Genomic DNA, 13,083 nt, shown 5'->3' with positions numbered 1-13,083 from the left:
TCGGTCTGGTGGACGGATCGTCGGACATCCGAGTGAACAGGGCCTAACGTCCCCGCCATGGACGTGACGGGCGTCATGTCACCGGCAGTGGCGCCGGACGACGACGGCGGGACGGCGGAGAAGCCGATCGCCGCGATCGCGGGCGCCCTGTGGCGGGGCCTCGGGTACGCGGCGCGCACCGTCGGCGTGCCGGCCGGCGTCCGCGGACTGGCCGTCGAGGTCGCGTACACCGCCGTGCACCTGTCGCTCTACCCCTGGGGCCTGGTCGACGAGGTACTGAACCCGTCCGGGACCTTCACCCACCACCGCACCGCGGACCTCTCGCCCTCGCAGCGCAGCCTGGTCGTCTCCGACATGGACGCGTCGACGACGCCGGTCCTGCTCGTGCACGGCATCGTGGACAACCGCTCGATCTTCACGGTGCTCGCGCGCGCCCTGCGCAAGCGCGGGTTCGGCGTCGTGCACGCGGTGAACTTCAGCGTCCTGACCGCGTTCACCGGCGACATCCGGCTGGCCGCGCAGGAGCTCGGCCACCACGTCGAGCGCCTGTGCGCGAGCACCGGCGCCGACCGGGTGCACATCGTCGGGCACTCGCTGGGCGGCCTCATGGCGCGCTACTACGTCCAGCGGCTCGGCGGCGACGCCCGCGTCGACACCCTCGTCACGCTCGGCACGCCGCACCGCGGCTCCCTCATCGCGCACTGCCTGCCGCCGACGCGCGTGCCCCAGCAGCTGCAGCCGGACTCGGACCTGCTGCGGGAGCTCGACGAGCCGGCACCGGAGTGCTGCACCCGCTTCCTCGCCGTCTGGAGCCGCCAGGACCAGCTGATCATCCCGCAGTCCGCGGCACGGCTGCAGCACCCGGACCTGCAGGTCACCGAGATCGAGCTCGAGCACGTCGGGCACCTGTCGATGACCATCGACCCCGAGGTCGTCCACCTCGTGAGCCGGCTACTGGCCCGGCGCCCCATCCGCGGCAGCGAACGGCGGCGGGAGCTCGCGGGCTGACACCGCGGTGAGCCGTCCCGTCAGGGCCGGCCGGGGGATCTCCTGTCACCCGATCCGGTGGTCGAGCTCCGCTACCCACGTCTCCGCCCGGCGCCGACCGCTCGGCGCGCACGCCCGCACGCACGGCGTAGCGACCGGCTCGAGGGACTCGAGTCGTTTGCCCGGCCCGTGACCTTCTGGCTACCTTTCGGCCGTCCTCATCACGGCCAGGTCACGAACGGCATACGGAACGACCCCGACGTTCCGCAAGGGCTCCCCACCCTCACCGCCGCCGGACCGGCCCCGACAGCGGGAAGGATGGTCTTGGCGAACAGCTCCCCACGCCCGCCGTCCGCGCCCCTCTTCGGTCCCTTCGGTCTCACGCCCGCGCTCGCGGGTGGCCCGTCGGGCCCGCGGTTCCCGGATCTCTCCGGCTTCACCGAGGGCCTCCCCGGCCTCGGTGCCCGCGGCGGGCGCCGCGGAGGCGATGCCGCCGGCCTGGTCACCGGCCCCGATCGCGCCCCGGGTCCCCTGCCCGCGCGCCCCGTCGGTGTCCGCCCGGGCCCTCCGCCGGCACCGGCGCCGTCCGGTCCCGCCCGGCCGCCGCGGCGTGGCCCGCAGACCGGGCCCCGGACCGGCCCGCACGCCGTCCCGCAGCACCACGACACCCTGCGCGAGCTGCCCCGCGAGCACCGCCGGCCCGCGCCGCAGCGCCGCCCGTCCGGCCCGGACCCGGACACCGGTCGTGGCCGGCGCCCCGCGCCGCCCACCGAGCGCGGCGGCTCCCCGCTGCGCGGGCGCCTCGCGGTGGCGGCGGTCGCCGCCGGCGCGCTGGCGACCGCCGGGCACAGCCTCGCCGGGTTCGACGCCCTCGGCGACGCGCCCACCACCGCCGAGCTCGCCCTGGCCGCCGACCGCGGCGCCGACACCGGTTCCGACACGGGCTCGGGCACGGGCTCGGGCTCCTCGGCCACGGGGCTCGACGCGGCGACCTCGGGCGTCCTGCCCGTGACCGCTCCCGCCGCCGGCAGCTCGTCGACGTCGCGCTCCGACGCCGGCTCGTCCGCCGAAAGCGGCCAGGTCTCCTCGCTGAGCAAGGCCAGCGAGCGTGCCGCCGCGGCCGCGCAGGCCGCCGCCGAGGCCGCCCGCCCCGACTTCGTCAAGCCAGCCGAGGGCCGCTTCACCTCCGGGTTCGGCGCCCGCTGGGGCTCGTCGCACCGCGGCGTCGACATCGCGGGCCCGATCGGCACCCCGATCGTCTCCGTCGGCGACGGCACCGTCATCGAGTCCGGACCGGCCAGCGGCTTCGGCCAGTGGGTCCGCGTGCAGCTCGACGACGGCACGATCAACGTCTACGGCCACGTCAACCGCTCCTACGTCCGCGAGGGCCAGCAGGTCCGGGCGGGCGAGGAGATCGCCGAGATCGGCAACCGCGGCCAGTCCACCGGCCCGCACCTGCACTTCGAGGTGTGGACCGAGGGCGGCCAGAAGATCAACCCGCTGCCGTGGCTCGCGGAACGCGGCATCTCGCTGGGATCACCGAGGGACTAGTCCGCTCCCCGCAGGACGGCCAGGGCCCCGGAGCGCGCGCTCCGGGGCCCTCGTCGCATCCGGGGGCCGGCGTCGGAGAACGAACGGCGCTCTCGCTGCTTCCGGGCAGCGAACGCGCCGGTCGTGTCGCGGGGACGTGCGCGTTCGGACCTCCCGGTGCGGGCGTTCGGCGGCGGGCCGCGGGCTCGAGCCGCTCGGCGCGGAGATCACGAGCACGTCATCCACCTCGAGGCGCCCCCGCACGTGCACCGCGCGCTCCTGATCACGGCACCGGGGCGCGCCTGGCCCGGCGCGGGACCTCGCGCAGCCGCGACTCGCGCCCACCACCCCGCGAGCGGCACCGTGCGCAGGACCACCGATCTCGCCGACCCGCCGAACGTGCCCCTCGCACCCCGCGCCCCCGCCCGCGCACCCACGAGCGGCACCGTGCGCAGCATCCGACCGCCCACCGGGCTGCCGAACGTGCCGCTCGCCCACCGCGGCGCACAGTCGCCCGGAACCGGGCGCACGTGAGCCCGGAAGCGCTACAGCTTCGTGAGCGGCACGCCGCCGATGAGCATGAGGCGCACGGTGCCCGCGGAGCCGAAGTCGATGGTGGCCGTGGCGCGAGAGCCGACGCCGTCGACCGAGGTGACGGTGCCCAGGCCGTACTTGTCGTGGCTGACGCGGTCGCCGACGTCCAGCGAGATCGTCGGCGCCTCCTTCCAGTCCGGCCGCATGGGCGACGGGCGGGAGGCGCGCCCGGAGAGGTCGGTGCCCGGGCTCGCCCAGCGCCCGGAGCCGAAGCGGGTGCGCCCGACCGGCGAGGACCGCTCGGCGGTGGGCTCCTCGCGGCGCCACTCCCACACGTCGCCGGGGACCTCGTCGAGGAACCGCGACGGCGGGTTGGCCTGGGGCTGCCCGTACGCCGAGCGCATCACCGCCCGCGAGAGGTAGAGCCGCTGCTGCGCCCGGGTGATGCCGACGTAGGCGAGCCGGCGTTCCTCGGAGAGCTCGGCGGGGTCGGCGAGGGCCCGCGAGTGCGGGAACACACCGTCCTCCCACCCGGTGGCGAACACGACCGGGAACTCGAGGCCCTTGGCGGTGTGCAGCGTCATGAGGGTGACGACGCCGTCGCCGCCGTCGGGGATCGAGTCGGCGTCGGCCACCAGCGACACGCGCTCGAGGAACGCCTCGAGCGAGCCGGGCACGGTCTGCCCGTCGGTGCCCGGCGCGGGGGTGTCGTCGTCACCCTCCTCGAGGCCCTCGGCGTTGCGGGCGTCCTGCACGAACTCGCGCGCGACGCTGACGAGCTCCTGGAGGTTCTCCAGGCGCGACTGCTCCTGCGGGTCCTCCGAGCCCTCGAGCTCGGCGCGGTAGCCCGAGCGGTCGAGGATCGCCTCGAGCACCTCGTCGACCGTGACGCCGTCGGCCACCAGCGACGCGAGTCCGTCCATCATCTCGACGAAGTCGGCGATGTTGCGCTGCGAGCGCGTCGCCAGCCCGTGCACCTCGCCGGCGGCGGCCCGGCGCAGCGCGGCGGCGAACGTGATGCGCTCACGGTCGGCGGCGTCGGCGACGACGGACTCCGCGCGGTCGCCGATGCCGCGCTTGGGCACGTTGAGGATGCGCCGCAGTGAGACGGTGTCCTCGGGGTTCGAGAGCACCTTGAGGTAGGCCATGGCGTCGCGGACCTCGCGGCGCTCGTAGAAGCGCACGCCGCCGACGATCTTGTACGGCAGCCCGAGGCGGATGAACACGTCCTCGAAGACCCGCGACTGGCCGTTGGTGCGGTAGAAGACGGCGACCTCGCCGAAGCGGACCTCGCCCGCGTCGACCAGCCGGTCGATCTCGGCGGCGACGAACGCGGCCTCGTCGTGCTCGTTGTCCGCGACGTAGCCGACCACCAGCTCGCCGTCGCCCGCGTCGGTCCACAGCCGCTTGTCGCGACGGTCCGGGTTGCGGCTGATGACGGCGTTGGCGGCGGTGAGGATCCGCTGGGTGGAGCGGTAGTTCTGCTCGAGCAGGATCGTGCGCGCCTCGGGGTAGTCGCGCTCGAACTCGACGATGTTGCGGATCGTCGCGCCGCGGAAGGCGTAGATCGACTGGTCGGCGTCGCCGACGACGCACAGCTCCGCGGGCTTCACCGCACCGTCGTCGCTGCCCGCCGCCAGGGCGCGGACCAGCATGTACTGGGCGTGGTTGGTGTCCTGGTACTCGTCGACCAGGATGTGCCGGAACCGGCGCCGGTAGTACTCCGCGACGTCGGGGAAGCGGGTGAGCAGGTCGACCGTGCGGCCGATGAGGTCGTCGAAGTCCAGCGAGTTGGACTGCTGCAGCCGCTGCTGATAGATCGTGTAGACCTCGGCGGTGCGCTTCTCCGCCTCGGTGGTGGCGGCGTCGGCGGCCTCGATCGGCGAGACGAGCTCGTTCTTCCACGCCGAGATGCGCCCGAGCAGCCCGCGCGGCGAGTACTTCTTCGCGTCGAGGTCGAGCCCCCGGGCCACCGACGCGACGAGGCGCCGGGAATCGTCGGCGTCGTAGATCGAGAACGTCGAGCTGAGCTCGAGGTGGCGGTACTCCCGGCGCAGGATGCGCACGCACATGGAGTGGAACGTCGACACCCACATCGCGTTGGCCCGGCGCCCGACCAGCGCGGCGACGCGCTCGCGCATCTCGGCGGCCGCCTTGTTGGTGAACGTGATGGCCATGACCTGGCCCGGGGACACGCCCTGGTGGCGCATCTGCCAGGCGATCCGGTGGGTGAGCACCCGCGTCTTGCCCGAACCGGCACCGGCCACGATCAGCAGCGGCGACCCGGTGTGCATGACCGCCTCGCGCTGCGGCGGGTTCATGCCCTCGAGCAAGGGGTCGTCGGCCGGGTCCGGCTTGTCGGATCCGCGGCGCACGGCACCACCCGCGGCGGCGTCGCCCCCACCCGCGGCGGCCGTGGCGAGCCGGCGGGAGAGCGCGGACGCGGCCGAGCGCACCGGCGCGCCCGACCCTGCGTCCGGCCCGGGGTCGGACGCGGCGGGACGGGTGGCGGGACCGGTGCTCATCGCCGACCCACGCTACCGGGGCCCTCCGACAGCGCCCGACGGAACGGCCGGACACGCACCCGGAGGCCTCCGGCGGGACGCACCCGGGCGAGCGGTTGGCGGCACGGAACCGCGATGGCATGATGACCGGCGTGCACGCGCAGACCGTTCGATTTTTCTACGGGTACCGGACCCCGGTGCCCGTGGACATCTGACGCGCCTGCCGCGCCCGACCCACGCCGCCCCGGAGTCCACGGACCCCGGGGCGTTCTCGTGTCCGGGGTCCCGTGGGCCGCCGACCCACCGCACCACCCCGACACACCCTGGAGGCCGATCCCGTGAGTGCCGCGACCAGCGACTCCCCCGACACCACCACCCCGGACGGGGACGCCGAGCCCGCGTCGGGCGCGGCGCTCGCCCCGGCGAGCGCCGACGAGATCCCCTCGCTGCGCGAGGAGATCGACGCGATCGACGCGGAGCTCCTTCGCCTGGTGAAGCGCCGCTCCGAGATCTCCCAGCGCATCGGGCTCACCCGCATGGCGGCCGGCGGGCCGCGGATCGTCTACAACCGCGAGATGCAGGTGCTCGCGCGCTTCCGTGACCTCGGCGCCGAGGGCCGCGAGCTCGGCATGTTGCTGCTGCGCCTCGGGCGTGGCCGCCTGGGCGGCCGCGGCTCGGCGGGCCCGAACGGGTAGCACCGCGGCGGTGCCCGGACCCTGAGCCGACACCCTGGCCATTCCCGGGGTGCGGCGAGCGCCCACCACACGCCGGTGGTGGCACGCTGGTGTCATGGGAACGGTCATCGACCTGATCGCCACGATCGTCACCGTGCTGGGCCTGCTGGCCGCGGTGGGCTACGGCGGCTACCTCTTCATGATCTCGTCGGTGGCCTCCAAGCGCCCGGGCGCGAGCCACCTCGCGACCGACGCCCGCAAGCGCCTCCCGGCCGCGGGGGGTCTGGCACTCGGCGCCCTGGTCGCACTACTCCTGACGGGTGGCGGTGTCCCCCTCGACGTCATCGGGCTGCTCGTCGGCGGTGGCGTGGGACTAGCGGCGGTCAACCAGCTCCAGGGCGCCCGCAAGCGGCTCGCCGCCCCGCCGCAGTAGCCGAGCGGCAGATCTCCCGCGCCTGGCGGTGCATGACGGGCCGCTGGCCCGATTGCGCATCGTCAGCGTCCGGTCGGCCCTCGTCATCCACCCGCTGGGCGCCGGGACCCGAACGGTGGCCTGCACACCCCGGACGGCCTCTCCCCGTGCGGGTGACGCCCGAGTAGCCATATCCCTACGCAAAGTGGGCACTGTGTTCTCGAACCGGTGACGCTGGCTGGGACGGGCTTCGGACGAGGAGTGGGGGACATGGGCGACGGCCAGGGACGACACGTGTGGTTCGACGAGCCGGCAGAAGCCACCGGCTCACTGATCGCCCCGCCGACCGTTCCCCCACCCGCCGCGCCCGGGGACGGCGAGCCGCAGCCCGCGGCCGACGTCCCGGCGGACCTCCTCCCGGAGCCGCGACGGCCCGTCGACGACCTGCCGCCGGTGCCGCAGCAGGACGCCTCCCGCCACACCGACGGCATCCCCGTCGCCGACATCCTCACGCGGCTGACCGGCCCGCAGCCGGTGGTCGGGGTGGCGACCGACGACACCTCCGGCGACGAGTCCGGGGCCACCGAGGAGTCCGAGGTCGCGGACGCCCTCGCGTTCGCCGAGGCCCTCGAGGCCGCGGAGGCCCGCGAGGAGAGCGAACGGCACGACCGGGCCGCCATCGCCGCCGCCGTCAGCGCCCGCCGGGCCGTCGACGCCGCCGCCGTCGAGCACGACGGCCGCGGCGCGCCCGCCGTCCACAGCGACGACCCCCGCGCCGTGCCCGCGCTGCGGCCGGTGCCCACGCCCGGGCGGTCCGCCCGCCGGCGCACCAATGTGTTCGGGCAGGGCCGCGGCCGGGCGCTCGGCGCGAGCACGAGCGTGCTCCTCGTCGCGGGGGCCGTGGCGAGCGTGGTCGGTGCCCCGCTGCCCGGCGGTCCCGTCGACCAGCTGCCCTGGCCGCAGGGGCCGAACGAGGCCCCGCCCCAGGCCGGCGGTGTGCCCGGCGCGCCGGGCGTGCCCGGGGCGCCCGGCGCCCTCGGTGCCGACGGCCTCGCCGCCGGCGGGGGCGTGAACCTCGTGGCCGACGTCCGCGACCTCGGACTCGGGCTCGGCGGCGCCGGCGGCACGGCCACCGGCGGCGCCCTCGCTGGCCTGCGCGGTCCTGGCTCCCCGGCGGGCGCGACGTCCGGCGGCGCCGTCACGACCCCGGGTGGCGGCGCCCCGGGCGGCGCGTCCGGGGGCGGCGGCATCGTCGGCGGCGGCATCATCGGCGGCGGCGGCGGCACCGGCGGCGGTGGCGGCGGCGCTCCGGCCGGTGGCGGCACCGTCGGTGGCGTGATCGGCGGCGTCGGCGGCGTGGTCGGGGGCGCGGTCGGTGGGGTCGGCGGCACCGTCGGCGGAGCCGGCACCGCTGTCGGGGGCCTCGTGACCGGCGTCGGCGCGACGGTCGGCGACACCGTCGGCACCGTCGGGACCGGCGTCGGCGGCACCGTGGGCACGGTCGGCACCTCGCTCGGCGGCACGGTCGGCGCGGTCGGCACGACCGCCGGCGGCACGGTCGGCGCGGTCGGCACGACCGCCGGCGACACGGTGAGCGGCCTGGGCGGCACCGTCGGCACCACCGTCGGCGGGCTCGGTACGACGGTCGGTGGCACCGTGAGCGGCGTGACCGGCGGTGTCGGCGGCGCGGTCGGTGGCCCCGTGGGCGGCCTCGTCGGCGGCCTCGGGAACACGGTGGACACCACCGTCAGCGGCGTGACCGGCGGACTCGGCACCACGGTCGGCGGGCTCACCGGCACCGTCGGCACCACGGTCGGCGGGGTCGGCACCGCCACCGGAGACACCGTCGGGGGCCTCACCACCGCGGTCGGCGACACCGTCGGCGGGGTCAGCACCGCCGCCGGCGACACCGTGACGGGCGTCAGCGCCGCGGCGGGCACCACGGTCGGCGAGGTCGGCACCACCGCGGGCGGTGCCGTGAGCGGCCTGAGCTCCACCGCGGGGAACACCGTCACCGGCCTCACCGGGAGCGTGGGCGGGGTCGTCGACGGGCAGACCAGCGGCTCCGCGAGCGGGTCCACCGACGACACCGCCGGCGGGAGCGACACCTCCGACGGCGCGACCGCCGACGCGTCCGCGGACTCGAGCGACGACCAGTCCGGCGACCAGTCCGGCAACCAGTCCAGCGGCGAGTCCGACGGCTCCTCCGACGACGACACGTCCGGTGGCTCCTCCGACGAGGCGACCGATCAGGTCAGCTCGACCGTCGCGTCGACGAGCGACGCGGTCGAGGACAGCACCGACACCGTGGACGACGCCGGCGAGGCGGTCGGCGACACGACCGACCAGGTCAGCTCGGTCGCGGACGGCGCGGGCGACGCCGTGGAGAGCACCACGGACGGCGTCGGCGACACCGTCGGCGGGCTGCTGGGCGGGTGACGGGAGCGTCGCGGGCGGCCCGGCGGGCGCGTGGTCGTCACCCGGTCGGGACCTCTACTGTGACCCCCGTGGACACGTGGACGCGGAGCAGCCGGTGAGCTCTCCGCGCGTGGTCGCCGGGCGGTACCGCCTCGAGGAGCGCATCGGCTCGGGGGCCATGGGCGTCGTCTGGCGCGGCACGGACGAGCGGCTGGGACGGGTCGTCGCGGTCAAGCAGGTCTTCCTCCACGCCGGCCTCGACGACCGCGAGGCCGAGGAGGTCCGCCAGCGCACCCTGCGCGAGGGCCGCATCGCCGCGCGTCTCCAGCACCCGCACGCCATCTCCGTGTTCGACGCCTCCATCGAGGGCGACGAGCCGTGGCTGGTCATGGAGTACCTGCCGTCGCGCAGCCTCGCGAACGTCCTCGGTGAGCAGGGCACGCTCGAACCCCGCACGGTGGCGCGGATCGGGCGCCAGGTCGCCGACGCCCTCGACGCCGCGCACCAGGCGGGCATCGTGCACCGCGACGTCAAGCCCGGGAACGTGCTCCTCGGCGCCGACGGCACCGTCAAGATCACCGACTTCGGGATCTCCCGCGCCAGCGGCGACCTGACGCTGACCCGCACGGGGATGCTCGCCGGCACCCCCGCTTACCTCGCCCCCGAGGTCGCCCGCGGCGACGACTCGACCTCGGCGTCCGACGTCTTCTCGCTGGGCGCGACGCTCTACGCCGCCGTCGAGGGCATCCCGCCGTTCGGGGCCGACGACAACGCGCTGGCCCTGCTGCACGCGGTCGCGGCCGGCAAGGTCGTCCCGCCGTCCCAGGCCGGGCCGCTCACCGCGCTGCTCATGCGGCTGCTGCGCGACGACCCCGCCGAGCGCCCGACCGCCATCCAGGCCCGCCAGGAGCTCGGGCGCATCGCCCACGCCGGGGGCCGCGCCGAGGAGCCGCTGGCCGATCTCGTGCCGCTCGGGGGTCCGGCGTCGTCGGGGGGTGCGCCCCCGGTCCCCGAGGCGCGCTCCTCGTCGGACCCGTGGACGCCCGGAGCGGTCGGCGGCGGCGCCGCCGGCAACGGGGGCGCGTCGGGTCCGGCGCCGGCCGGGCCCCCGACCCGGCAGGGGATGCCGCCGCCCGACCCGGCGCCGGCACGTCGCCGCCCGCGCCGTCGCCCGACGGTCGCCGTCGTGGTCGTCGTCCTGCTCATCGCGCTGGCCGCCGGCGGGGTCGTCGGCGTCAGCCTGCTGGCGTCGTCGACGTCGGACTCGACGGGCGCGACCGTCGGCGCCGCCCCGAGCGGAGAGCCCGCCGACCCCCGGGCCGCGATGGTGTCGGCCGTCCGCGACTACTACGGGATCGTCACCCGCGACCAGGCCGCCGGCTGGGCCCGTCTCGGCCCGAACCTGCAGGGCCGCAACAACAGCTTCGCGAACTACCAGTCGTTCTGGTCGACGATCTCGTCGGTGACGGTCGTCGACGCCACCGCGGTCGACGCGGACACCGTGCGCGCCACGCTCGACTTCTTCCCCGAGGGCCGCGAGCGCACCCGCGAGGTGCACGAGCTCGGCATGGTCCGCGGCGCGGACGGGAGCTGGCTCATCGACGCCGACGAGAGCGTCGACGCCTCCAGCCCGCGTGCCGCGGCGACCGGCCTGAGCCTCGACACCCCGGTCGCGGAGGCGCAGACGACGGAGACCCCGACGTCGTCGGCCTCGCCCTCGCCCGCGCACGGGGAGGACCACACCGCCGGTGACGACCACTCGGGCGGGGGTGGCCACGGCGACGACGACCACGGCGGTCACCGCGACGGCGGGTCCGGCTCGGACGACAGCGGCGACGACGGCTGACGAGAGCTGAGAAACGGCCGGCGGGTCAGACCAGCCGGCGGTCGGTGGCCCAGCGCGACAGCTCGTGGCGGTTCGACGACTGCGTCTTGCGCAGCACGCTCGACACGTGGGTCTCGACCGTCTTGACCGAGATGACGAGCTCGGCCGCGATCTCCTTGTACGACCACCCCCGCGCGAGCAGGCGCAGGACGTCGCGCTCCCGGCGGGTGAGCTGGTCCAGCTCGGGGTCGACGACGCCGGCGGCGCCGGGCCGGTCGGCGAACGCGTCGAGCACGAACCCGGCCAGGCGCGGGGAGAACACGGCGTCGCCGGCGCGCACGCGCACGACGGCGTCGGCGAGCTCGCGACCCGAGATCGTCTTCGTGACGTAGCCGCGGGCCCCGGCCCGGATCACGGAGATGACGTCCTCCGCGGCGTCGGACACCGAGAGGGCGAGGAACACGACGTCCGGGTGGTCGGGGCGGGTCCGCGCGAGGACCGCCGCGCCCCCGCCGTCGGGCATGTGGACGTCGAGCAGGACCACGTCGGGTGTGCGGTGCCCGATGACGGCCACCGCCTCGTCGACGGAGCCCGCTTCGCCCACCACGCTCACGCTGCGGCGCGCGAGCGACTCGAGCTCGGCGCGGACCCCGCGCCGGAAGAGCGCGTGGTCGTCGACGACCACCACGGTGACCGGCTCCTCCGGGGTGACGGGCTCGCTCATCGGGCCTCCTCCTCGCTGGCTGCGGTGGCGGGGGTGGTCGCCCCGCGGCGGCGGGGCAGCACGAGGCCGACCTCGGTGCCCTCCCCCGCCGTCGAGCGCAGGCGCACCCGGCCGCCGTGGCGGGTCATGCGGTCGCGGACGGAGCCCGCGAGGCCGCGCCGGTCGTCAGCCACGGCGTCCGGGTCGAACCCGCAGCCGCGGTCGCGCACGTAGACCTCGACGGTGTCGGTCTCCACCTCGGCGTAGACGTCGATCTCGTCGACCCCCGCGTGCTTCGCGGCGTTGACCATCGCCTCGCGGGCCGCGGCCACGAGCGCCGTGGTGTCCGGGTCGAGCGCGGTGTCGCCGACGACCACGGGCGCGACACGGATCCCGTAGTCGTCCTCGACCTCGCCCGCGGTCGACGCCAGCGCGGCGGCGAGGGTCGCGTCGCCCGGGCCGGCAGGGTGCCCGGCGTCGCCACCGGGCGGTCCGTAGAGCCACGCGCGCAGCTCGCGCTCCTGGCTGCGCGCGAGGCGCCGCACGTCGCGGCCCGCGCCGTCCTCGCCGGCCTGCTTCTGGATCAGCGCCAGGGTCTGGAGCACGGAGTCGTGGAGGTGGGCGGCGATGTCGGCGCGCTCCTGCTCCCGGATGCGCTCGCGGCGCTCGACGCCGAGCTCGCGCACCAGGTGCATCCACCAGGGCACGGTCAGCACCGCGACGCCGGCGAGCGTCGCCAGCGCCGCGAGCAGGCCGAACTGCACCTGCGAGAGGTCGACGTTGCCGAGCAGGAACGCCGCGATGCCCAGCGCGACGAGGATCGCCCCGGCGAGCAGCCGCAGCAGGCCCAGCCGGCGCCCCGCGAGCCAGCGCGACCGCCACCCCGTGTCGCCCGCGGGCCGCGCGGACCCGGTGTCGGCCTCGCGCCATACGAGGGCGACCCCGACCAGCACCACGCCGAGCGGTCCGACGACCCAGCCGGACAGCTGCCCGCCCAGCCCGGAGAGCACGACGGCGAGGAGCACCCCGAGCGTCGCCAGCCCGAGGCCCTGACGGCGCTCGCGCGGCGGCACCCGGCGCTCGACCCCGCGCGGCTCGATCGGACAGAAGAGCCACAGCCCGGCGTAGACCGCGAAGCCCGCCCCCGCCGCGGCGACGAGCAGCACGAACACGAGGCGCACGCGCAGGATGTCGACACCGAGGTGGTCGGCGACCCCGCCGGTGACGCCGGCGATCACGGAACCCTGCCGGCGCCGGCGGATACGGCGCACCACGACCGGCGGGGGCCCCGCGGCGGGGTTCTCCGAGGTCGCCGGCGCCTCCGGGGTCTCCGCCCCGGGCGCCGCGCGCGTCACCTCGTCCACCGCGTCCACCTCGCTCACACGGCCATCGTCACACGTCACCCACCCCCGCGGGCCCGGAGCGACCCGGGTGGTCCTCGGGGTCGTCCCGGGGTCGGGACCGGGGTGGCTCCCGGAGGTCCGGGGCCTCGCCGT

The 13,083-nt window shown here is 76.2% G+C and carries 9 protein-coding genes; 6 read left to right on the top strand and 3 right to left on the bottom strand.

Going from position 1 to position 13,083, the window contains the following annotated elements; all coding sequences use genetic code 11:
* Window positions 1–57 precede the first annotated feature (57 nt).
* Together ACR9E3_RS25455 and ACR9E3_RS25450 are read left to right on the top strand one after the other, a co-directional pair.
* Window positions 58–1,008, top strand: coding sequence for an esterase/lipase family protein (locus ACR9E3_RS25455; protein ID WP_460383490.1), 951 nt, complete (start codon window positions 58–60; stop codon window positions 1,006–1,008).
* A gap of 303 nt (window positions 1,009–1,311) precedes the next feature.
* Window positions 1,312–2,538, top strand: coding sequence for a M23 family metallopeptidase (locus ACR9E3_RS25450; RefSeq protein ID WP_460383489.1), 1,227 nt, complete (start codon window positions 1,312–1,314; stop codon window positions 2,536–2,538).
* Window positions 2,539–3,062: 524 nt separating this feature from the next.
* Here the strand turns inward: ACR9E3_RS25450 and pcrA are convergent.
* Window positions 3,063–5,576: a DNA helicase PcrA gene (gene pcrA / locus ACR9E3_RS25445; protein ID WP_460383488.1), complete on the bottom strand. Its 2,514-nt coding sequence runs from the start codon at window positions 5,574–5,576 to the stop codon at window positions 3,063–3,065.
* 317 nt (window positions 5,577–5,893) lie between these two features.
* Here pcrA and ACR9E3_RS25440 point away from each other — a divergent pair, with 317 nt between their 5' ends.
* The 4 genes from ACR9E3_RS25440 to ACR9E3_RS25425 all read left to right on the top strand — a co-directional run bounded on the left by ACR9E3_RS25440 (window position 5,894) and on the right by ACR9E3_RS25425 (window position 10,905).
* On the top strand, window positions 5,894–6,250 hold the full coding sequence (locus ACR9E3_RS25440; protein ID WP_285648626.1) for a chorismate mutase: 357 nt from the start codon (window positions 5,894–5,896) through the stop codon (window positions 6,248–6,250).
* Between the two features lie 94 nt (window positions 6,251–6,344).
* Window positions 6,345–6,662 (top strand): hypothetical protein, encoded by a 318-nt coding sequence (locus ACR9E3_RS25435; RefSeq protein WP_460383487.1) that lies wholly within the window; start codon window positions 6,345–6,347, stop codon window positions 6,660–6,662.
* A 249-nt stretch (window positions 6,663–6,911) separates the two neighbouring features.
* Window positions 6,912–9,080 carry a hypothetical protein gene (locus ACR9E3_RS25430; RefSeq protein WP_460383486.1) on the top strand — a complete coding sequence of 723 codons (2,169 nt, stop codon included), beginning with the start codon at window positions 6,912–6,914 and terminating at the stop codon, window positions 9,078–9,080.
* A 94-nt stretch (window positions 9,081–9,174) separates the two neighbouring features.
* Complete coding sequence (locus ACR9E3_RS25425; RefSeq protein WP_460383485.1) at window positions 9,175–10,905, top strand: serine/threonine-protein kinase; 1,731 nt, start codon at window positions 9,175–9,177, stop codon at window positions 10,903–10,905.
* A gap of 25 nt (window positions 10,906–10,930) precedes the next feature.
* Here the strand turns inward: ACR9E3_RS25425 and ACR9E3_RS25420 are convergent, their stop codons facing one another.
* Both ACR9E3_RS25420 and ACR9E3_RS25415 read right to left on the bottom strand, forming a co-directional pair.
* Window positions 10,931–11,608: a response regulator gene (locus ACR9E3_RS25420; protein WP_460383484.1), complete on the bottom strand. Its 678-nt coding sequence runs from the start codon at window positions 11,606–11,608 to the stop codon at window positions 10,931–10,933.
* Window positions 11,605–12,960, bottom strand: a complete 1,356-nt coding sequence (locus ACR9E3_RS25415; RefSeq protein WP_460383593.1) for a PspC domain-containing protein — start codon at window positions 12,958–12,960, stop codon at window positions 11,605–11,607. The genes ACR9E3_RS25420 and ACR9E3_RS25415 overlap by 4 nt, the downstream gene beginning before the upstream one ends.
* Window positions 12,961–13,083 lie beyond the last annotated feature (123 nt).

It is taken from the genome of Actinomycetospora sp. C-140, assembly GCF_054796175.1.
The sequence above is the reverse complement of the archived record's forward strand: the minus strand, read 5'-3'. Positions and strand labels throughout refer to the sequence as shown.

Coding starts and splice junctions, on each gene's coding strand:
- ACR9E3_RS25455 (WP_460383490.1), top strand. CDS start 58: ATGGACGTGACGGGCGTCATGTCACCGGCAGTGGCGCCGGACGACGAC.
- ACR9E3_RS25420 (WP_460383484.1), bottom strand. CDS start 11,608: ATGAGCGAGCCCGTCACCCCGGAGGAGCCGGTCACCGTGGTGGTCGTC.
- pcrA (WP_460383488.1), bottom strand. CDS start 5,576: ATGAGCACCGGTCCCGCCACCCGTCCCGCCGCGTCCGACCCCGGGCCG.
- ACR9E3_RS25435 (WP_460383487.1), top strand. CDS start 6,345: ATGGGAACGGTCATCGACCTGATCGCCACGATCGTCACCGTGCTGGGC.
- ACR9E3_RS25430 (WP_460383486.1), top strand. CDS start 6,912: ATGGGCGACGGCCAGGGACGACACGTGTGGTTCGACGAGCCGGCAGAA.